We start from the raw sequence: 19,129 nt of genomic DNA on the forward strand, positions 1-19,129 counted from the left end.
AGGGGTGGGGCAAATAGCGTGGTTCAAATAATCAGTTCAGAGAATGCTGAACTGATGGGGGCGTTTTTTTGGAGGGGTCTGCCTTCGAGCCGGCCTTAGGGTCGCGGCCCCTGCCATTGGCCACACCCAATCTCAATTCCAACAACTACAGAAACGCAAAAGCCTCCGATAAAGGAGGCTTGCGCAGGTCACCCGGCAACCCGGAGCTACAGTCCGTTTGAACGTTAGACGTTAAAACGGAAGTGCATCACATCACCATCCTTGATGACATATTCCTTGCCTTCCAGGCGCCACTTGCCCGCTTCCTTGGTACCTGCTTCACCCTTGTATTGAATGAAATCGTTATAGGCGATCACTTCAGCGCGGATAAAACCTTTCTCGAAGTCGGTGTGGATCACGCCAGCGCCTTGAGGGGCCGTGGCGCCGATCTTCACGGTCCAGGCGCGGACTTCTTCGACGCCGGCAGTGAAGTAGGTCTGCAGGTTCAGCAGCTCGTAACCCGCGCGAATTACGCGGTTCAGGCCAGGCTCTTCCAGACCCAGGGCCTCGAGAAACATGTCCTTTTCTTCGCCGTCATCGAGCTCGGCGATTTCGGCTTCGATCTTGTTACAGACCGGCACCACGATCGCGCCTTCTTCTTCGGCGATGGCGCGAACCACGTCAAGCAGCGGGTTGTTCTCGAAGCCGTCTTCAGCGACGTTGGCGATGTACATCACCGGCTTGGTGGTCAGCAGGTGGAAGCCGCGGATTACCGCTTTTTCGTCGGTGCTCATCTTCTTCATCAGGCTTCGCGCAGGCTTGCCTTCAGTGAAGTGCGCGATCAGTTGCTCAAGCAGGCCTTTCTGCTGGACGGCATCCTTGTCGCCACCCTTGGCGTTGCGGGCGACCTTCTGCAGTTGCTTCTCGCAGCTGTCGAGGTCGGCGAAGATCAGCTCGAGGTCGATGATCTCGATGTCGCGCTTGGGGTCGACGCTGTTGGACACGTGGATCACGTTGTCGTCTTCGAAGCAGCGCACCACGTGGGCGATGGCGTCGGTCTCGCGGATGTTGGCGAGGAACTTGTTGCCCAGGCCTTCACCCTTGGAGGCACCTGCCACGAGGCCGGCGATATCGACGAACTCCATGGTGGTCGGCAGGATGCGCTTGGGCTTGACGATGGCGGCCAGGGCCTCCAGGCGCGGATCAGGCATCGGCACGATGCCGCTGTTCGGCTCGATGGTGCAGAAGGGGAAGTTCTCTGCCGCGATACCGGATTTGGTCAAGGCGTTGAACAGAGTGGATTTGCCGACGTTGGGCAGGCCGACGATGCCGCAGTTGAATCCCATGGTGCTTCCCTCTTCGAAGAGTCAGGCCTTTTGGCTGTGCAGGGTTTTCATCGCGCGATTCCACTCGCCGGCGAAGATGTCCGGCAGCACGCCGAGGGCAAAATCGATACTGGTGTCCAGCAGCTCCTGCTCGGCGCGCGGAGCGCGGCCCAGCACGAAATTGGACACCTGACTGGCAACGCCCGGGTGGCCGATGCCAAGCCGCAGACGATGAAAACCGTTGTTGTTGCCGAGCTGCGCGATGATGTCGCGCAGACCGTTATGACCGCCATGGCCGCCGCCCACCTTGAGCTTGGCGACGCCGGGAGGCAGGTCGAGTTCGTCGTGCGCCACCAGGATCGCCTCGGGAGGGATCCTGAAGAAACCCGCCAATGCTGCTACGGCCTGGCCGCTGCGATTCATGTAAGTGGTCGGGACAAGCAGACGAACGTCTTGGCCCTGATGGCTGAAACGCGCCGTCAGGCCGAAATACTTGCGATCGGGCACCAGCTGTACGTTGTACTTCTGGGCGATGCGCTCAACGAAAAAAGCCCCTGCGTTATGCCGGGTCTGTTCGTATTCGGGGCCGGGGTTACCCAGGCCAACGATCAGTTGTATGGCAGTCACGACAGGGGCTTTTCCTTTGGAGAGGTCAGTAACATCACGAAAACCGCACGTGGACGAAAAGGCGCATTTTACAACGTAATCCGCGTTATTTCGTCCGTTCGTTCGCGGGATATTTTCCTCGCGATGTTACCGGCCCAACTCCGACGTGCGGAGTAATGAATTACTCGGCAGCGCCTTCTTCAGCTTCGTCTTCAGCAACGATGCGTGGGGCGTGGACGTTGGCAACAGCCAGGTCCTTGCCGTGTGCCAGTGCAACGAACTCGACACCTTTAGGCGCTTTGAGGTCCGACAGGTGAACGATGGTGCCGATTTCAGCGGCAGCCAGGTCGACTTCGATGAACTCAGGCAGATCTTTCGGCAGGCAGGTCACTTCCAGCTCGGTCTCGGTGTGCGAGATCTCGCCGCCTTTCTTGACTGCTGCTTCCTGGTTCAGGAAGTGCAGAGGAACAATGGCGGTCAGCTTCTGGCCGGCAACGACGCGGACGAAGTCAGCGTGCAGCACGTGGCCTTTGGCTGGGTGACGTTGCAGCGCCTTGATCACGACGTTCTGCTTGGTGCCACCAACGTTCAGCTCGATGATGTGGCTGTAAGCCGCTTCGTTTTCGAGCAGTTTTGCTACTTCCTTGGCCAGCATGCTGATGGACTCAGGGGCTTTGTCGCCACCGTAGACCACTGCTGGAACCAGGGCGGCGAGGCGACGCAGGCGGCGGCTCGCACCTTTCCCCAGGTCGGAACGCGCTTCTGCATTCAGGGTAAAATCGTTCATGTGAATCTCCAAAATAACCACATTCGCCCTGCGCTTGCGACCGGCGCTAAAGGCGATATGGGCAAAAAAGCCCCGCCCGGACGGGATTCGTCTGGGCGGGGCGCTTTACGTCAGCTCGATGTAGAGGAGGGCAGGGCCCTCAGCGGAACATCGCGCTGATCGATTCTTCATTGCTGATGCGGCGGACCGCCTCAGCGACGACCGGGCCGATATCCAGTTGACGAATACGGGCACAGGCTTGTGCGGCGGCGGACAGCGGGATGGTGTTGGTCACCACCAGCTCGTCCAGCACGGAATTCTCGATGTTCTCGATTGCCCGACCCGACAGTACCGGGTGGGTGCAATAGGCGAACACCTTGGCTGCGCCATGCTCTTTCAGGGCCTTGGCCGCGTGGCACAGGGTGCCTGCGGTATCGACCATGTCGTCGACCAGAATACAGGTACGCCCTTCGACGTCGCCGATGATATGCATCACTTCGGAGTGATTGGCTTTTTCACGGCGCTTGTCGATGATCCCGAGATCGACGCCCAGCGACTTGGCCACGGCACGTGCACGCACGACGCCGCCAATATCAGGCGATACGATCATCAGGTTTTCGAAGCGTTGATCTTCGATGTCGTCGACCAGTACGGGCGAGCCGTAGATGTTATCGACAGGAATATCGAAGAAGCCCTGGATCTGATCCGCATGCAGATCGACCGTGAGAACACGATCGATACCCACCACAGTCAGCATGTCGGCGACGACCTTGGCGCTTATTGCCACACGGGCAGAGCGCGGACGGCGATCCTGACGAGCGTAACCGAAGTACGGGATAACAGCGGTGATTCGGGAAGCCGAGGAGCGGCGGAAGGCGTCAGCCATCACTACCAGTTCCATCAGGTTATCGTTGGTTGGCGCGCAAGTCGGCTGAATAATGAAGACGTCTTTACCGCGGACGTTTTCATTGATCTCGGTACTGATTTCACCGTCGGAGAATTTTCCGACAGAGACGTCACCGAGAGGGATATGCAGCTGACGTACGACACGCCGAGCCAGATCGGGGTTAGCGTTCCCCGTAAAGACCATCATCTTGGACACGCGCAGTACCTGCCGGCTGAGGGTATACCTGGATGAGTATAGGAATATGGCAGGGGCGGCTGGATTCGAACCAACGCATGGCAGGATCAAAACCTGCTGCCTTACCGCTTGGCGACGCCCCTGTAGCTGAATCAATTCGAGTGCCGAGCACCCGGTTCTTAGAACAGACTTTGCAGCTTGCGATGCAACATCGAAATGTTGCTTCCCTTTGCTACGAACCCTGGAAGGGACTCTGCAAGAAGGTGCGAAACTCTATCAGCTTCCGCTTTGTTTGGGAAGGCCCCAAACACACAACTTCCAGTTCCTGTGAGCTTTGCTTCAGTGAATTTGCCAAGCAGATTCAAAGCGTTACGAACCTCTATGTAACGACGCTCAACCACTGGTTGACAGTCATTTCGACTGTTTCCCTCGAGAACGGGGCGCACTTTAATGGGCGCGGAGTCACGTGTCAACAGCGGATCGGTAAAAATTTCTGCTGTACTTACAGATACTTGCGGAACGAGCACCAGATACCAAGGTTCCGGTGGTTCCACGGGGGTCAGGATCTCGCCGACGCCTTCAGCGAAAGCGGCGTGGCCACGAACGAAAACCGGCACGTCGGCGCCGAGCTTGAGCCCCAGCGCGGCCAGCTGATCTTCGCTGCAGCCCAGCTGCCACAGGTGGTTGAGGGCCAGCAAGGTAGTCGCGGCATCGGAACTGCCGCCGCCGATACCGCCGCCCATGGGCAGCACTTTGCGCAGCCAGATGTCGGCGCCCAATGAGCTGCCGGTCATGGCCTGCAGCTGGCGTGCGGCCTTGACGATCAGGTTGCTGTCGTGGGGAACATCGTGCAGATCGCTGTGCAACTGGATGACGCCATCGTCACGAACGGCAAAGTCGAGTTCGTCGCCGTAGTCGAGAAACTGAAACAGCGTCTGCAGTTCGTGGTAACCGTCAGCGCGGCGACCGAGGATGTGCAGCATCAGGTTGAGCTTGGCCGGGGCGGGGAGGGTCAGGCGTACTTGTGTCATCGATCAGTGCCCCAGCTGGCGAGGTTGCCAGTCCTTGATCACCAGGGTGACGTCGAGATCCTGGCCATGCAGCTTGATGCGCTCGGGCAGCGAGTAGCCGTTCTGCTCGGTATAGCTCAGGTATTCCAGGCTCCAGCCGTCCTGCTGCAGGCTCGCCAGGCGGCCCATGTTGTCGACATTGAGCGTGCTTTTGCTGTCCGGCGCGGGCAGGCCGCGGACCCACCACACCAGATGCGACACCGGTAGTTTCCAGCCCAGCTGTTCTTCCAGCAAAGCCTCAGGCGTCGGCGCTTCGAAGTGGCCCTGATTGGCGACTTCCAGCACGACGTTGCTGCCCGGGCGCCCGGTCAGCCGGGCCGCGCCGCGGCCCAGCGGGCCGGACAGGCGAATGTCGTAGTAGTCCTGGCGCTGCAGCCAGAACAAGGTGCCGCTCCCGGAATCCTTCGGCGCGCGGATACCGACCTTGCCGTTGATCTGCCAGCCGTCGATCTGGCTGAGCTGGGCTTTGTGCTGGCTCCATTGCTGAGGAGTCCCCTGGCCTTGCAGGGCTTCGCGCGAACCGAATGAGGAGCAACCTGCGAGCAGGGCAATCAGGATAAAGGTGCTGCAGTGGCGCAAAAACATAAAATTAAAGGGTCTCGGATCCGGTCAGGCGCAGCACGGTGGCGCGCAGAATAGGGCTGTCGGGCTGGTCGTTGAGCGCTTTGATCCAGACCTGACGGGCTTCGCGTTGCTTGCCGGCGGCCCACAGGACCTCGCCAAGGTGAGCGGCCACTTCGTGATCTGGAAACGCCGCAAACGCTTGGCGCAACAGGCGCTCGGCCTCGGGCAGGTTGCCCAGGCGATAGTTGACCCAGCCCAGGCTGTCGAGCACGGCGGGGTCGTCAGGGTTGATTTGATGGGCTTTCTCGATCAGCGCCTTGGCCTCCGCATAGCGGGTAGTACGATCGGACAGCGTGTAGCCCAGTGCATTGAGGGCCATGGCGTTGTCCGGTTCGCGGGCAATGATAGTGCGCAGGTCTTTTTCCAGTTGCCCCAGGTCGCCGCGTTTTTCCGCCAGCATGGCGCGGGTATACAGCAGGTTGGCGTCGTCGGGATACGCCTTGAGGCCTTTTTGCAACACTTGCCAGGCCTGGTCGTTCTTGTCGCTGTTGGTCAGGGCCTCGGCCTCGATCAGGTACAGCTGCACGGCGTAGTCAGGTTCGGCGGTGCGCTCGGTGGCCAGGCGTTTGGAAGCTTCGGCGGCGCGACCGTTGGCCACGAGGATATCGGCCATGCGCAATTGCGCCGGCAGATAGTCGTTGCCTGGAGTCACCAGCGAGTACTGGGTCAGGGCGCCGTCCACGTCGTTGCGCTCCTCAGCGATACGGCCCAGGTTCAGGTGCGCGGAGTCGACGTGGCTACCGTGCTCGATCAATTCCTGCAACAAGCCGGCGGCTTCGTCCCAGGCCTTGCCCTCGAGGCACACCAGCGCCAACGAATAACGCAGCTCGTCGTCGTCCGGGTATTGCTTGACCAGTTCGGCGAACTGCACCTTGGCATCGGCGAGGCGGTTCTGCTCGACCAGCGTGCGCGCATAGCTGAGGCGCAGGCGTTTGTCGTCGGGGTTCTGCTTGATGGCCTTTTCGAGCACGGGCACTGCTTCGTCGCCGCGATCGAGCACTTGCAACAGGCGCGCGCGCAGCAGGATCGGTGCGACTTCCCCCGGTTGCGGCGGGTTGTTTTCCAGCAGCGTCAGGGCGCCCTTGGCGTCGCCGTCCTGCTGCATGAGCAGGGCCTTGCCGAAAATCAGCTGGCTGTTTTTGGGGTACTTGACCAGCAAACGCTCGAAGCTTTTCAGCAAGCCGTCGCGGGTATTCTGGTCGGTGTCGGCCGCCGACAGCGCGAGGAAGTCGAAATGCGTGTCACCCTGGCCCTGCAGGACTTTCTCCATGTAGACCATGGATTCGTCGTAGCGCCCGCCGCGGGCCAATTGGATGGCCGCCGCCCGTTGCGCATCGAGGTTGGTAGGGTCGTTTTTCGCCCAGATCAGCGAGGTCTGCAGCGCGACCTGGTCCGCGCCCAGGTACTCGGCGATGCGGAAGGCGCGTTCGGCCACGCCCGGATCCTGGGTCTTGACGGCCTGCACGGCGTAGTTGTCCAGGGCAATGTCGAAACGATTGCGCTGGCCCGCGAGTTCAGCCGTCAGCAGGCTGTAGACAGTGTCCTCGCTCAACGATGAATAGACCTGCGGGGCAGCCTTCGGGGCTGGCGCGGGTGGCGTGTCCTGAGCGGCGGGTGCCGTTTGCTGTTGCTTCGCAGACCAGGTCTGGCAGCCAGCGAGCAGGACAAAAGCGAAGAGCAGAGCGGGAGATCTATTCATATAGGAGATTTGAGCGACTTACCTACGGTTGGGGCATCATGACACAAGCCACAGGGCAAACCCATAAGTCATGGCTCATCCGGTGCATGGATATGCACCTCTCTATAGGGACAATAGAGAGCGGGAGTTGTTCTCTGCCGGGTGAAGTAGGACAATTGCCGGCTTCTCGTCATGATCAGCGACCTTGAATGGCCTTTCTTGCCCTCGGTATCAACCATAAGACTGCTTCGGTAGACGTGCGCGAGCGCGTGGCATTTACCCCTGAGCAGCTGGTAGAGGCCCTTCAGCAGCTGTGTCGGGTGACCCACAGTCGTGAAGCCGCGATTCTGTCGACCTGCAATCGCAGCGAGCTGTACATCGAGCACGACCAGCTATCTGCCGAGGCAATCCTCCAGTGGCTGGCCGAATATCACAAGTTGAGCCTCGATGAGCTGCGTTCCAGCGCTTATATCCACGAAGAAGATGCGGCAGTTCGTCACATGATGCGCGTCGCCTCCGGGCTCGATTCGCTGGTGCTGGGCGAGCCACAGATTCTCGGCCAGATGAAATCCGCTTACGCCGTGGCGCGCGAGGCCGGCACCATCGGCCCGCTGCTGGGGCGCTTGTTCCAGGCCACCTTCAGCGCGGCCAAGCAGGTGCGTACCGATACCGCCATCGGCGAAAACCCGGTGTCGGTGGCGTTTGCCGCTGTGAGCCTGGCCAAGCAGATCTTTAGCGACCTGCAGCGCAGTCAGGCGTTGTTGATCGGCGCGGGCGAAACCATCACCCTGGTCGCGCGCCACTTGCACGAGCAAGGCGTCAAGCGCATCGTCGTCGCCAACCGCACGTTGGAACGCGCCAGCACCTTGGCCGCACAGTTCGGTGCCCATGCGGTGCTGCTCTCGGATATCCCGGCCGAGCTGGTCAACAGCGACATCGTCATCAGCTCGACTGCCAGCCAGTTGCCGATCCTCGGCAAGGGTGCGGTAGAGAGTGCGCTGAAGCTGCGCAAGCACAAGCCGATTTTCATGGTCGACATTGCCGTGCCGCGGGATATCGAGCCGGAAGTCGGCGAGTTGGACGACGTTTACCTGTATTCGGTCGACGACCTGCACGAAGTCGTCGCTGAAAACCTCAAGAGCCGCCAAGGTGCTGCCCAGGCCGCCGAAGGGCTGGTGACGACCGGCGCCGACGAGTTCATGCTGCGCCTGCGCGAACTGGCGGCCGTCGATGTGCTGCGAGCCTACCGTCAGCAAGGCGAGCGCCTGCGTGACGAAGAACTGCAAAAGGCCCAGCGCCTGCTGGCCAACGGCGCCAACGCCGAAGACGTACTGGTGCAACTGGCCCGCGGCCTGACCAACAAGTTGCTGCATGCTCCGAGCGTGCAGCTCAAGAAGCTTTCCGCCGAGGGCCGCGTCGATGCGCTGGCCATGGCTCAAGAACTTTTTGCCCTCAATGAGGGCTTCACGGATAAACCCCTGCAATGAAAGCGTCGCTGCTGAACAAACTGGACATCCTCCAGGACCGATTCGAGGAATTGACCGCCTTGCTGGGTGATGGCGAAGTCATCGCCGATCAGGGGCGGTTCCGCGCCTATTCCAAGGAATACGCCGAAGTCGAGCCGGTGGCGGCGACGTATGGCCAGTGGCTCAAGGTCCAGGCCGACCTCGAGGGCGCCCAGGCGCTGCTCAAGGACAGCGATCCGGACATGCGCGAGATGGCGGTCGAGGAAGTGCGCGATGCCAAGGAGGCGATCGCCGCCATCGAGGGCCAGCTGCAGCGCATGCTGCTGCCCAAGGACCCTAACGATGGGCGCAACGTGTTCCTTGAAATCCGCGCGGGCACCGGTGGCGACGAGGCGGCGATCTTCTCCGGCGATCTGTTTCGCATGTACTCGCGCTATGCCGAGCGCAAGGGCTGGCGGGTGGAGATCCTGTCCGAGAACGAGGGTGAGCACGGCGGCTATAAAGAAGTCATCGCTCGGGTCGAAGGCGACAACGTCTACGGCAAGCTCAAGTTCGAATCCGGCGCCCACCGCGTGCAGCGCGTACCCGAGACCGAATCGCAAGGCCGTATCCACACCTCGGCCTGTACCGTAGCGGTGTTGCCCGAACCCGATGAGCACGTGGCCATCGAGATCAACCCGGCCGATCTGCGCATCGACACCTACCGGGCGTCCGGCGCTGGCGGGCAGCACATCAACAAGACCGACTCGGCGGTGCGTATCACCCACTTGCCGACCGGCATGGTCGCGGAGTGCCAGGAAGAACGCTCCCAGCACAAGAACAAAGCCCGTGCGATGTCGTGGCTGGCGGCCAAGCTCAACGATGTGCAGACCAGCGCCGCAGCCAATGCCATCGCCAGCGAGCGTAAACTGCTGGTGGGCTCGGGCGATCGCTCCGAGCGCATTCGTACCTACAACTTCGCACAAGGGCGGGTGACCGATCACCGCGTCAACCTGACCCTGTATGCGCTGGATGAAATACTCGCTGGCGGCGTCGATGCCGTCATCGAGCCGCTACTGACGGAATACCAGGCCGATCAACTGGCCGCCTTGGGTGAATAAATGACCATTATTGCCAGCCTGCTCCGGGAGGCTTTGCTCCCTGACTCGCCTACCGCTCGCCTAGATGCCGAGTTGCTGCTCGCCGCTGCCTTGGGCAAGTCGCGCAGCTTTTTGCATACCTGGCCGGAGCGCATCGTGCCCACCGAGGCAGCCAAGGCCTTCGTCGCCAACCTGCAGCGCCGCCGGGAAGGCGAGCCGGTGGCGTACATTCTGGGTTCTCAGGGTTTCTGGAGCCTGGACCTGGAAGTTGCACCGCACACGCTGATCCCGCGTCCGGAAACCGAGATGCTGGTGGAAGCGGCCTTGGCGCTGCTGCCGCTGACTGCTTCACGCGTGCTGGATCTGGGCACCGGTTCCGGGGCGATCGCCTTGGCGCTGGCCTCCGAGCGTCGAGAATGGCAGGTGACCGGCGTCGACCGCATTGATGAGGCTGTGGCCTTGGCTGAGCGCAATCGCCAGCGCCTGCGTGTGGATAACGCGCGGATTCTGGCCAGCCACTGGTTCAGCGCCGTGGCCGGTGAGCGCTTCGATCTGATCGTCAGCAATCCGCCCTACATCGCCGATGCCGACCCGCATCTGAGCGCCGGCGATGTGCGTTTCGAGCCCAGCAGTGCGCTGGTGGCCGGGCGCGACGGCCTCGATGACCTGAAACTGATCATCGCCCAGGCCCCCGAGTACCTTAATCCACGCGGCTGGTTGCTGCTGGAGCACGGCTACGATCAAGCGGCGGCTGTGCGCGAGCTGCTGGCCAAGCACGATTTCGAACAGATCGAGAGCCGTGAAGACCTCGGTGGCCACGAGCGCATCACCCTTGGCCGTCTTTGTGCTGAGTGACGATGACCTGCTGCGCTACAGCCGGCAGATTCTGTTACCGCAGATCGATGTCGACGGGCAGTTGCGCCTGGGCGCCAGCCGCGCGCTGATCGTCGGTTTGGGCGGGCTGGGCTCGCCGGTGGCGTTGTACCTGGCCGCTGCGGGCGTGGGCGAGTTGCACCTGGCCGATTTCGATACCGTCGACCTGACCAACCTGCAACGCCAGGTGCTGCATGACACCGCCAGTGTCGGCCTGAGCAAGGTCGACTCGGCCCTGCAACGCCTGGGCGCGATCAATCCGCAGATTCGCCTGGTGGCCCATCGCGCGGCGCTGGATGAAGACTCCTTGGCGGCAGCGGTTGCGGCGGTGGATCTGGTACTCGATTGCTCGGACAATTTCGCCACGCGCGAGGCGGTCAACGCCGCGTGTGTGGCCGCCGGCAAACCGCTGGTCAGCGGCGCGGCGATTCGCCTCGAAGGGCAGCTGTCGGTATTCGACCCGCGCGATGCCGGGAGCCCTTGCTACCACTGCTTGTACGGGCACGGCAGCGAGGCCGAACTGACCTGCAGCGAGGCCGGCGTGGTGGGCCCGCTGGTAGGTTTGGTGGGCAGCCTGCAGGCGCTGGAAGCCTTGAAGCTGCTGGCCGGTTTCGGCGAGCCACTGGTGGGACGGTTGCTGTTGATCGATGCACTGGGCTCGCGGTTTCGTGAGTTGCGGGTCAAGCGTGATCCCGCCTGTGCCGTCTGCGCAGGGCGCCATGGCTGAGGCCGCGCAGGCGCCTGTTGGCGTGTTCGACTCCGGTGTCGGCGGCCTGTCGGTACTGGCTGAAATTCGCCAATTGCTACCGGCCGAATCGCTGCTGTATGTGGCCGATGGCGGCCATATTCCCTATGGTGAGAAGAGCCCGGAATTCATCCGCGAACGCTGCCATCAGGTGGCCGAGTTTTTCCACAGTCAGGGTGCCAAGGCGCTGGTGATCGCGTGCAATACCGCTACGGTGGCGGCGATGGCCGATCTGCGCCGCACTTATCCACAGTGGCCCTTGGTGGGCATGGAGCCGGCAGTCAAACCGGCGGCGGCTGCGACTCGCAGTGGTGTGGTCGGCGTGCTGGCTACCACCGGCACCTTGCAGAGCGCCAAGTTCGCGGCCTTGCTCGATCGTTTCGCCAATGACGTGCGGGTGATCACCCAACCCTGCCCGGGGCTGGTGGAATTGATCGAGACCGGCGATTTGCACAGCCCGGTATTGCGCCAGCTGTTGCAGGGATACGTGGCGCCGTTGCTGGAGGCGGGTTGCGATACGGTGATTCTGGGCTGTACCCACTATCCGTTCTTGCGGCCGCTGCTGAGCGAGATGGTGCCGGCAGATGTGAGTTTGATCGATACCGGTGCTGCGGTGGCGCGGCAGCTGCAGCGGTTGTTGGTTCAGGATGATTTGTTGGCCTCAGGTCCGGCGCGGGCGACGAGATTCTGGACCAGCGGCGATCCGAAGCAGTTCGAGTCGATCCTGCCGGTGTTGTGGCAGGGGGGCAGTACGGTCGCGCGGTGGTTTACGGCTTGAGAGGCTTATTGTCGGGCTCTTGGCATTAGGGAGGTTCCGCTTTCGAGCCGGCCTTGGGGTCGCGGCCCCCGCCATTGGCCCTTCGCTTTGGCTCAGGGTTCCCGCGTGGAGGCACGCTTGCGCAGGGCACGCCCCGATGGGCCTTCCGTGGCCCAACGGGGCTTAGCCGGCATCCATGCCGGCTATCCCTGCGCAAGCGTACCTCCACGCGGCCTGCTGGAAGGGGGCCGCGACCCCAAGGCCGACTCGAAAGCAGAACAGTGACATTTGCGGTGACTGCCAGACTTTAAAGGCCTTGGTGGTGGCGCCTCAATTTTCGGCTGGCCCTGCTTGCGCTCCAGCTTGGGCGGCGCCCCTCCAGCAGGCCGTGGTCAGGCGCCTGAAGAGGTGGCCACCCGGCAGGATGCCGGGTGAGCCGCATTGGGCCATGGATGGCCCGTGTGCGGCGTGCCACCTCTTCAGGTGCCTGACCGCGGGTACCCCGAGCGTTAGCGAGGGGCCAATGTGGGGCGCCGCCCAGGCTGGAGCGCAAGCACGGCCTGAACACACCCATCAGCCCCACCACCAAGCCCTTAGCCCCACAACAACGCCAAAAACAGACAAAAAGCACAGCTCAAATCCGCACCAGCCGATGCAGCAGCGGAAACACCACCGCCCAGATGGCCGCCAGGATCGCCAGGGTCGTGGCCAGACCAAGCGGCATCCCCACGCCCGCCAGCTTCGCCCCGGCGTAATACGACAACGGGCCCGACACCGCCCCCAGCGCCGCCGCCAGCCACAGCGGCCGCCCGGTCCATGCCAGGCAATGCCCCAGCGTCATCGCCAGCAACGGCCACAACAACCCCATCCACACCGGCGCCAGAAACCCTGGTTCGGCAAAGGTCAGTACGCCCATCACCCGCAACTGCCCATCCACCAGCGCACCAAGCACGAAGGCCAGCAGCATCAGCCGCCCCTCACTCTTCCACGCGCGGTACCAGGTCAGATGCCCCAGCAGTATGGCCAAGGCCCCGAGCAACCATAGACTGTTGCCCCCCAGCACGCAGAGGAACCAGCCCGCCTGAAACAGCAGCGCATTGGCCAGCTTGCTGAACACCTTCAGGCGCCAAGACGCCCGAGCAACGGCTGCGGTTGCGCCTGTGGTTTGGCGAACAGTAACTGCGCCGTACCGATGGTGCGCTCCAGAAAACCGCCCTCGCAGTAGCACAGGTAAAACTCCCACAAACGCAGGAAATACTCGTCATAACCCAACTCGCGCAGGCGCCCGTGGGCCAGGCGGAAGTTGTCGTGCCACAGGCGCAAGGTCCGCGCATAGTGCAGGCCGAAATCCTCCATATGCAGCAGGTTCATGTCGGTGTCTTTGCCGACGATATGCAGCATTTTCTGCACTGACGGCAGGGCGCCGCCGGGGAATATGTAGCGCTGGATAAAGTCGACATTGCGCTTGGCCTGCTCGTAGCGCTGGTCGCGGATGGTGATGGCCTGGATCAACATCACCCCGTCGTCAGTCAGCAATTCGGCGCATTTGCGAAAGTAGGTCGGCAAGAAGCGATGGCCCACCGCCTCGATCATCTCGATCGATACTAGCTTGTTGTAACGTCCTTCAAGGTCGCGATAATCCTGCAGCAACAAGGTCACGCGATCGCTCAGGCCCGCCTCATCGATGCGCTGGCGAGTGTAGGCGAACTGTTCGTTGGACAGCGTCGTGGTGGTCACTCGGCAGCCGTAATGCTGCGCCGCGTACAACGCCATGCTGCCCCAGCCGGTACCGATTTCCAGCAGGTGGTCGTCGGCAGTCAGGGCGAGTTTCTGGCAGATGCGCTGTAACTTGTTCAACTGCGCCTGTTCCAGAGTGTCGTCGGGTCTGCTGAACTGCGCGGCCGAATACATCATGGTCGGGTCGAGAAACTGCTCGAACAGATCGTTGCCGAGATCGTAATGGGCCTCGATATTCTTCTTCGAGCCCTTGCGGGTGTTGCGGTTGAGCCAATGCAGGCCCTTGACCAGTGGCCGGCTGATGCGTGCCAGGCCCTGCTCCATGGCATCGAGCACGTCGAGATTGCTGACAAATACGCGAATCACCGCAGTCAGGTCCGGCGTGGTCCAGTAACCGTGGATGAATGCCTCCCCGGCGCCAATCGAGCCGTTGCTCGCTACCAGGCCCCAGATCGCGCTGTCGTGAATGTGAATTTCCCCCAGCAACGCTTGGCCAGGTGTGCCGAACAGCAGGCGCTCGCCACCCTCGAAAACGATCAGCTGCCCGTGCTTGAGCGCCTGCAACTGGCGCATCACGCCGCGGCGCAGCAACGAGCTGCTCAGGCCATGGGTGCTGATACCGGCTTTGGCCGAAAAACTATTCATGGCGTGGCTCCTTTCGGGGGCTGGGCGAGGTAGGTGGCGCGCTGGCCTTGGCAGTACGGATTTGGCCCTCGGCGGGCTCATGGGCAAAGATCGGCGTGCCTTTGAGCGCCAGGCGCAAGGCTTGCCAGTAGATCGACACGCAGGTTTTGGCAGTCATCCACGGGAACAGCAGCAAATGACGGTGCAGGGTTTTACGGCTGAGCGCCTGTTGGTGCAGGTTGAGGGTGGCGTCAAAAACCTTTTCGTCACCTTGCCAGTCGGCCATGTGCACGCCGAGACGCTCATCCGGCTGGCTGAAACTCATGCGGTATTCGAGATTGCGCGGCAGAAACGGCGACACATGGAAAGCCTTGGCCACCCCCACATGTTGATGACCCTCGCCGCTGGCCGGCAGCACGTAGTGATAACGCTCGCGCCAGGGTGTGTTGGTCACTTCGCAAACGATCGCCACCAAGTTATCGCGGTCGTTGAAGCAATAAAAAAAACTCACCGGGTTGAACGCCAGTCCCCAGCTGCGTGGCTGGGTCAGCAGGCAGATCTTGCCATTGGGTGCCAAACCCAGGGATTCGGCGACCACGTGGCGCACGGCATCGCTGAGGCGCCAGCCATCGCGGGTGTACTGGCGCAGGTAGTCGGTCTCGCGAAAGCCGAAGGCTGCAAAGCGTCCGCAGCCGGCCAGCGGCGACAGGCCCAGCACCGCTGCTTGTTCATCCAGATCCAGGTACAGCAAGCCGATGCGATAACGAAACGCATGGCCCTTGGGCACGAAGCGTCGATGGGCGATCCAGCCACTGTACAAGGCGCTGTTCACAAGGTTTCTCCAAAGGCCTGAGCGACCCGCAGGCCGCTGACCACGCCATCTTCATGAAACCCGTTGGCCCAGTAGGCGCCACAGAACCAGCTGCGTTGCTCACCGTGCAGTTCTCGCCAGCGCTGCTGCGCGGTCACGCCGGCCAGGCTGTATTGCGGGTGCGCGTAGCGGTAACGCGCCAGCACCTTGCTGGGGTCGATACGTTCGCTCTGGTTAAGGCTCACGCAAAACGTGGTGGGGCTGTCGATGCCCTGGAGGATGTTCATGTTGTAGGTCACCGCCGCCAGGCGCTGGCCCGGCTCGCCCAGCCGATAATTCCAGCTGGCCCAGGCCAGTGGGCGCTCGGGCAGGCGGCTGGTGTCGGTATGCAGCACCACGTCGTTATCGGCATAGGGCAGGGCGCCGAGGATTTCCCGCTCTGCGACGCTGGGCTGGGCCAGCAGATGCAGGGCCTGATCGCTGTGGCAGGCGAAAATCACCTGGTCGAAACGCTCGCTGCCCCGCGGGCTGTGCACGGTCACGCCGCTGTCATCGCGTTCGACACGGGACACCGGGCAATCGGTATGAATACGCTCGACGAAGCTGGCGGTAAGCGGCTTGATGTAGGCACTGGAGCCGCCTTCGATCACTCGCCATTGCGGGCGATGGGTCACCGACAGTAGCCCGTGGTTGTTGAAGAATCGCACGAAAAACGCCAACGGAAACCCGAGCATCTCGGTCAGCGACATTGACCAGATGGCCGCGCCCATGGGCACGATGTAGTGATCGATAAAACGCGTGCCATAGCCTTGGGTCTGCAGATAACTGCCCAATGTGGTGTCGGCGGCGATGCGCTGCGCCTTAAGGTCCTCCACGGCCTGCTTGTTGAAGCGCAGGATGTCGCGCAGCATGCCCCAGAACCCCGGCGACAACAGATTGCTGCGCTGGGCGAACAGGCTGTTGAGGGTATTGCCGTTGTATTCCAGGCCGGGTGCACGCACCGAAAAACTCATCTGCGTAGGCTTGGAGGTGACACCCAGGCGATCCATCAGCTTGATGAACTGCGGGTAGGTCCAGTCGTTGAAGACGATGAAGCCGGTGTCGATGGCGTAGGCACGGCCATCCACGTTGATGTCCACCGTGTGCGTATGCCCACCGATCCAGCTGGAGGCTTCGAACACTTGGATGTCGTGCTGGCGATTGAGCAGGTAAGCGCAGGTCAGGCCCGAGATGCCACTGCCGATGATTGCGATCTTCATGCCTGTCCCGATTCCTTGGAGTTGTCGCGGACCATCCGCTTGGTCAAATGCAATGACAGCCTTCTTGGCAGGCAGGCGAGCGTTCGGAGAAAAGTGATGAAGGGCCAGGGAAAAGCGATTTCCATGGGGCGTTTATGCAGGCGTGCGGCGATGTGGTCGGCGGCCTTTTGCGCCGTCCACATCATCGGCATGGCGAAGTCGTTGCGGTCGGTCAGCGGCGTCTTGACGAAGCCGGGGCTGATGACCGTGACGTCGATCCCTTCCGCCGCCAGATCCACCCGCAACGATTCATAAAGATAGCGCACGCCGGCCTTGGATGCGCCGTACGCCTCGGAGCGCGTCAGCGGCAGGAAGGTCACGGCGCTGGCGACACCGACCAGATGGGGCTGATCGCCTTTGCGCAACAGCGGCAGCGCGGCCTCGACACAGTAGGCGCTGGCGAACAGGTTGGCCTTGACCACACGCTCGATCATGGCGGCTTCGAACTGGCGCACGTCGATGTATTCGCAGGTGCCGGCGTTGAGGATGACCTGATCGACGGCGCCCCAGGCCTGCTCGATACGCATGCCGATATCGCGCACTTGCTGGGCATCGGCCAGGTCGCCGGGTACCAGCAGCACCTGGCCAGGGAAACGCAATTCCAGTGCTTGCAAGGGTTCCAGGGTGCGCGCGCTGACAGCCAGACGATGGCCCTGGCTCAGCAACTGCAGTGCCAGTTCATAGCCCAGGCCGCTGCTGGCGCCGGTCAGCCAGATCCGCCGTGGCCCACTCATGCCATGCGCCTTTTCAACCAGGCCACCGCGGGGCCCATCAGGGGCAAGTGTTCATAGAGCATGGCGCCGGCATCGAAATAATCGTGATGCCGACTCACGCGGTCATCGCGCCATTGCAAGTGCGAGCAGCCCTGTACGGCGATGGGCTGGCCCTTTTGCAGACGCGGATGACGATAGGTCATGACCCAGCGCAGATAGCCTTCGCCACCGTCGTCGCTGTGCTTGACGTCATCGAAGCCGTGGAACTCGAACTGCAACTGCTCGACGTTGGCGTATAGCTGGGCGAAATAGCGCTGCAGCTCAGCCAGACCGTGCACGTCGTGCAGGGGATCGGTGAAATGGATGTCGACGCTGTACAGCTCGCCGAGGCGCTGCAGGTTGTCCTTGTTCAAGGCACTGAAGCCTTCGGCGAAGCGGTGCAGGAAGTCAGCCATAGAGAGCCTCGGATGCGCGACGGTGGGGCAGGTTCTTGAACGCTGCCAGGGCGCGATCGCGGCTGCTGCCGAGATCGACGATCGGCGCCGGATAATCCAGCGCATCGAACAGGCCGCGACGCTGGGCGCCAGGGTGGTGAATCTCTTTCCTGTCCAGTGCATCGAGGGCGGGCAGCCACTGCCTGATGAACACGCCCTGCTCGTCGAAGCGGCTGGACTGCGTGACCGGATTGAAGATGCGGAAGTACGGCACCGAATCGGTCCCCGTCGAGGCGCTCCATTGCCAGCCGCCGTTGTTGGCCGCCAGGTCGCCGTCAATCAGGTGCTGCATGAAGAACCGCTCGCCTTCGCGCCAGTCGATCAACAGATTCTTGGTCAGGAACATAGCGGTGATCATGCGCAGGCGATTGTGCATCCAGCCGGTCGTGACCAGTTGCCGCATCGCGGCATCGACGATCGGGATGCCGGTGCGGCCTTCTTTCCAGGCTTGCAGGTCTTCAGGGGCATTGCGCCAGGGCAGCGCTTCGGTATCGGCCTTGAAGGCGCGGTGGCGCGAGACCCGCGGGTAGCCCACCAGAATATGTTTATAGAATTCGCGCCACAGCAGCTCGTTGATCCAGGTGATCGCGCCCGGGCTGCCGCTTTCAAACTCGCCCATGTTGCCGTTGAGGGCAGCTTGCAGGCATTGGCGGGGTGAGATGACGCCCGCCGCCAGGTACGCGCCCAGCTGGCTGGTGCCCGGTCTGGCCGGCAGATCGCGCTCGTCCAGGTAGTGGTCGATCTGCTGATCGACGAAGGTATCCAGGCGCCGCTTGGCTTCATCTTCGCCAGCAGGCCAGAGTTGCTGCACGGCTGCGGGTGGCGTGGCAAAGCCGCGGACCTGTGTGGGGATCGGATCGCTGGCGAGGGGCAATGCCGCCTGCTTGCCGGGGCGCGGCAACACCGTTGGCAATGATGCCCGCAAGCGGTTGTAGCAGACCTTCTTGAACTGAGTGAAGACCTGGAAATAACCGCCGCTTTTGGTCAGCACGCTGCCGGGTTGCAGTAGCAGTTGATCCAGGTAGCTTTCGAAGCCGATACCCGCTTTATCCAGCGCCTGCTGTACGGCCTGATCACGGCGGGTCTCGTTGATGCCGTATTCATCGTTGCAATGCAGCGTCTCGATCTGCAGCTCCTGGCATAGGTCGAGCAGCACTTTGGGTGCCTGATCCCAATGATCGGCGTGGCGGAGCAGCAAAGGGATGTGCAACTCGCTTAGTGACGCGCTGAGTGCTTGCAGGTTGCGCAGCCAAAAGTCGACCTTGCATGGCGCATCATCGTGAGCTTGCCATTGCTGCGGGCTGATCAGATACACGGCCACCGTCGGACCCTTGCGGCAGGCATGGTGCAGGGCGGTGTTGTCGTGAATGCGCAGGTCGCTGCGCAACCAGATCAGTTGCATG

19 protein-coding genes and 1 tRNA gene are annotated in these 19,129 nt (G+C 62.0%); 5 read left to right on the forward strand and 15 right to left on the reverse strand.

The window, feature by feature from the left end:
* Window positions 1-224: 224 nt before the first annotated feature.
* The 8 genes from ychF to LIX93_RS24950 all read right to left on the reverse strand — a co-directional run bounded on the left by ychF (window position 225) and on the right by LIX93_RS24950 (window position 7,150).
* Window positions 225-1,325 (reverse strand): redox-regulated ATPase YchF, encoded by a 1,101-nt coding sequence (ychF, locus tag LIX93_RS24915; RefSeq protein WP_226506735.1) that lies wholly within the window; start codon window positions 1,323-1,325, stop codon window positions 225-227.
* Between the two features lie 21 nt (window positions 1,326-1,346).
* The gene (gene pth / locus LIX93_RS24920; protein WP_226506736.1) at window positions 1,347-1,931 is read right to left on the reverse strand and encodes an aminoacyl-tRNA hydrolase; all 585 of its coding nucleotides are present in this window, start codon (window positions 1,929-1,931) and stop codon (window positions 1,347-1,349) included.
* Window positions 1,932-2,091: 160 nt separating this feature from the next.
* Complete coding sequence (locus tag LIX93_RS24925; RefSeq protein WP_226506737.1) at window positions 2,092-2,697, reverse strand: 50S ribosomal protein L25/general stress protein Ctc; 606 nt, start codon at window positions 2,695-2,697, stop codon at window positions 2,092-2,094.
* Between the two features lie 139 nt (window positions 2,698-2,836).
* The gene (locus LIX93_RS24930) at window positions 2,837-3,778 is read right to left on the reverse strand and encodes a ribose-phosphate pyrophosphokinase (RefSeq protein WP_226506738.1); all 942 of its coding nucleotides are present in this window, start codon (window positions 3,776-3,778) and stop codon (window positions 2,837-2,839) included.
* Window positions 3,779-3,825: 47 nt separating this feature from the next.
* Window positions 3,826-3,900, reverse strand: a tRNA-Gln gene (locus LIX93_RS24935).
* Window positions 3,901-3,936: 36 nt separating this feature from the next.
* Entirely contained in the window at window positions 3,937-4,788 is an 852-nt protein-coding gene (gene ispE, locus LIX93_RS24940; RefSeq protein WP_226506739.1) for a 4-(cytidine 5'-diphospho)-2-C-methyl-D-erythritol kinase, read from the reverse strand.
* Window positions 4,789-4,791: 3 nt separating this feature from the next.
* The gene (gene lolB / locus LIX93_RS24945; RefSeq protein ID WP_226506740.1) at window positions 4,792-5,412 is read right to left on the reverse strand and encodes a lipoprotein insertase outer membrane protein LolB; all 621 of its coding nucleotides are present in this window, start codon (window positions 5,410-5,412) and stop codon (window positions 4,792-4,794) included.
* Window positions 5,413-5,416: 4 nt separating this feature from the next.
* Window positions 5,417-7,150, reverse strand: coding sequence for a tetratricopeptide repeat protein (locus LIX93_RS24950; protein ID WP_226506741.1), 1,734 nt, complete (start codon window positions 7,148-7,150; stop codon window positions 5,417-5,419).
* A 188-nt stretch (window positions 7,151-7,338) separates the two neighbouring features.
* On the opposite strand from LIX93_RS24950, the gene hemA reads away from it, so the two are divergent.
* From hemA to murI, 5 genes are read left to right on the forward strand one after another with little or no spacing between them, the layout of a single operon-like run.
* A complete protein-coding gene (gene hemA / locus LIX93_RS24955) occupies window positions 7,339-8,616 on the forward strand; it encodes a glutamyl-tRNA reductase (RefSeq protein WP_226506742.1) in 1,278 nt (425 codons plus the stop codon).
* Window positions 8,613-9,695 carry a peptide chain release factor 1 gene (prfA, locus tag LIX93_RS24960; RefSeq protein WP_226506743.1) on the forward strand — a complete coding sequence of 361 codons (1,083 nt, stop codon included), beginning with the start codon at window positions 8,613-8,615 and terminating at the stop codon, window positions 9,693-9,695. Before hemA ends, prfA begins: the two co-directional genes overlap by 4 nt.
* The gene (gene prmC / locus LIX93_RS24965; protein WP_226506744.1) at window positions 9,696-10,529 is read left to right on the forward strand and encodes a peptide chain release factor N(5)-glutamine methyltransferase; all 834 of its coding nucleotides are present in this window, start codon (window positions 9,696-9,698) and stop codon (window positions 10,527-10,529) included.
* Window positions 10,519-11,274, forward strand: coding sequence for a molybdopterin-synthase adenylyltransferase MoeB (locus LIX93_RS24970; RefSeq protein WP_226506886.1), 756 nt, complete (start codon window positions 10,519-10,521; stop codon window positions 11,272-11,274). The genes prmC and LIX93_RS24970 overlap by 11 nt, the downstream gene beginning before the upstream one ends.
* Window positions 11,267-12,070, forward strand: coding sequence for a glutamate racemase (gene murI / locus LIX93_RS24975; protein ID WP_226506745.1), 804 nt, complete (start codon window positions 11,267-11,269; stop codon window positions 12,068-12,070). Before LIX93_RS24970 ends, murI begins: the two co-directional genes overlap by 8 nt.
* Window positions 12,071-12,683: 613 nt before the next feature.
* Here murI and LIX93_RS24980 read toward each other — a convergent pair.
* Genes LIX93_RS24980 through phrB form a run of 7 tightly spaced genes read right to left on the reverse strand, consistent with a single transcriptional unit; the run spans window position 12,684 to window position 19,128 of the window.
* Window positions 12,684-13,166 carry a DUF2878 domain-containing protein gene (locus tag LIX93_RS24980; protein WP_226506746.1) on the reverse strand — a complete coding sequence of 161 codons (483 nt, stop codon included), beginning with the start codon at window positions 13,164-13,166 and terminating at the stop codon, window positions 12,684-12,686.
* 2 nt (window positions 13,167-13,168) lie between these two features.
* A complete protein-coding gene (locus LIX93_RS24985; RefSeq protein WP_226506747.1) occupies window positions 13,169-14,431 on the reverse strand; it encodes a cyclopropane-fatty-acyl-phospholipid synthase family protein in 1,263 nt (420 codons plus the stop codon).
* Entirely contained in the window at window positions 14,424-15,242 is an 819-nt protein-coding gene (locus LIX93_RS24990) for a DUF1365 domain-containing protein (RefSeq protein WP_226506748.1), read from the reverse strand. The genes LIX93_RS24985 and LIX93_RS24990 overlap by 8 nt, the downstream gene beginning before the upstream one ends.
* Window positions 15,239-16,480 carry an FAD-dependent oxidoreductase gene (locus tag LIX93_RS24995; RefSeq protein ID WP_226506749.1) on the reverse strand — a complete coding sequence of 414 codons (1,242 nt, stop codon included), beginning with the start codon at window positions 16,478-16,480 and terminating at the stop codon, window positions 15,239-15,241. The genes LIX93_RS24990 and LIX93_RS24995 overlap by 4 nt, the downstream gene beginning before the upstream one ends.
* On the reverse strand, window positions 16,477-17,253 hold the full coding sequence (locus LIX93_RS25000; RefSeq protein WP_226506750.1) for an SDR family NAD(P)-dependent oxidoreductase: 777 nt from the start codon (window positions 17,251-17,253) through the stop codon (window positions 16,477-16,479). Before LIX93_RS25000 ends, LIX93_RS24995 begins: the two co-directional genes overlap by 4 nt.
* Complete coding sequence (locus LIX93_RS25005) at window positions 17,250-17,687, reverse strand: nuclear transport factor 2 family protein (protein WP_226506751.1); 438 nt, start codon at window positions 17,685-17,687, stop codon at window positions 17,250-17,252. The genes LIX93_RS25000 and LIX93_RS25005 overlap by 4 nt, the downstream gene beginning before the upstream one ends.
* Entirely contained in the window at window positions 17,680-19,128 is a 1,449-nt protein-coding gene (phrB, locus tag LIX93_RS25010; RefSeq protein ID WP_226506887.1) for a deoxyribodipyrimidine photo-lyase, read from the reverse strand. Before phrB ends, LIX93_RS25005 begins: the two co-directional genes overlap by 8 nt.
* Window position 19,129: the final 1 nt, after the last annotated feature.

This window comes from Pseudomonas sp. MWU16-30317 (genome assembly GCF_020515695.1).
Lineage (GTDB): Bacteria > Pseudomonadota > Gammaproteobacteria > Pseudomonadales > Pseudomonadaceae > Aquipseudomonas.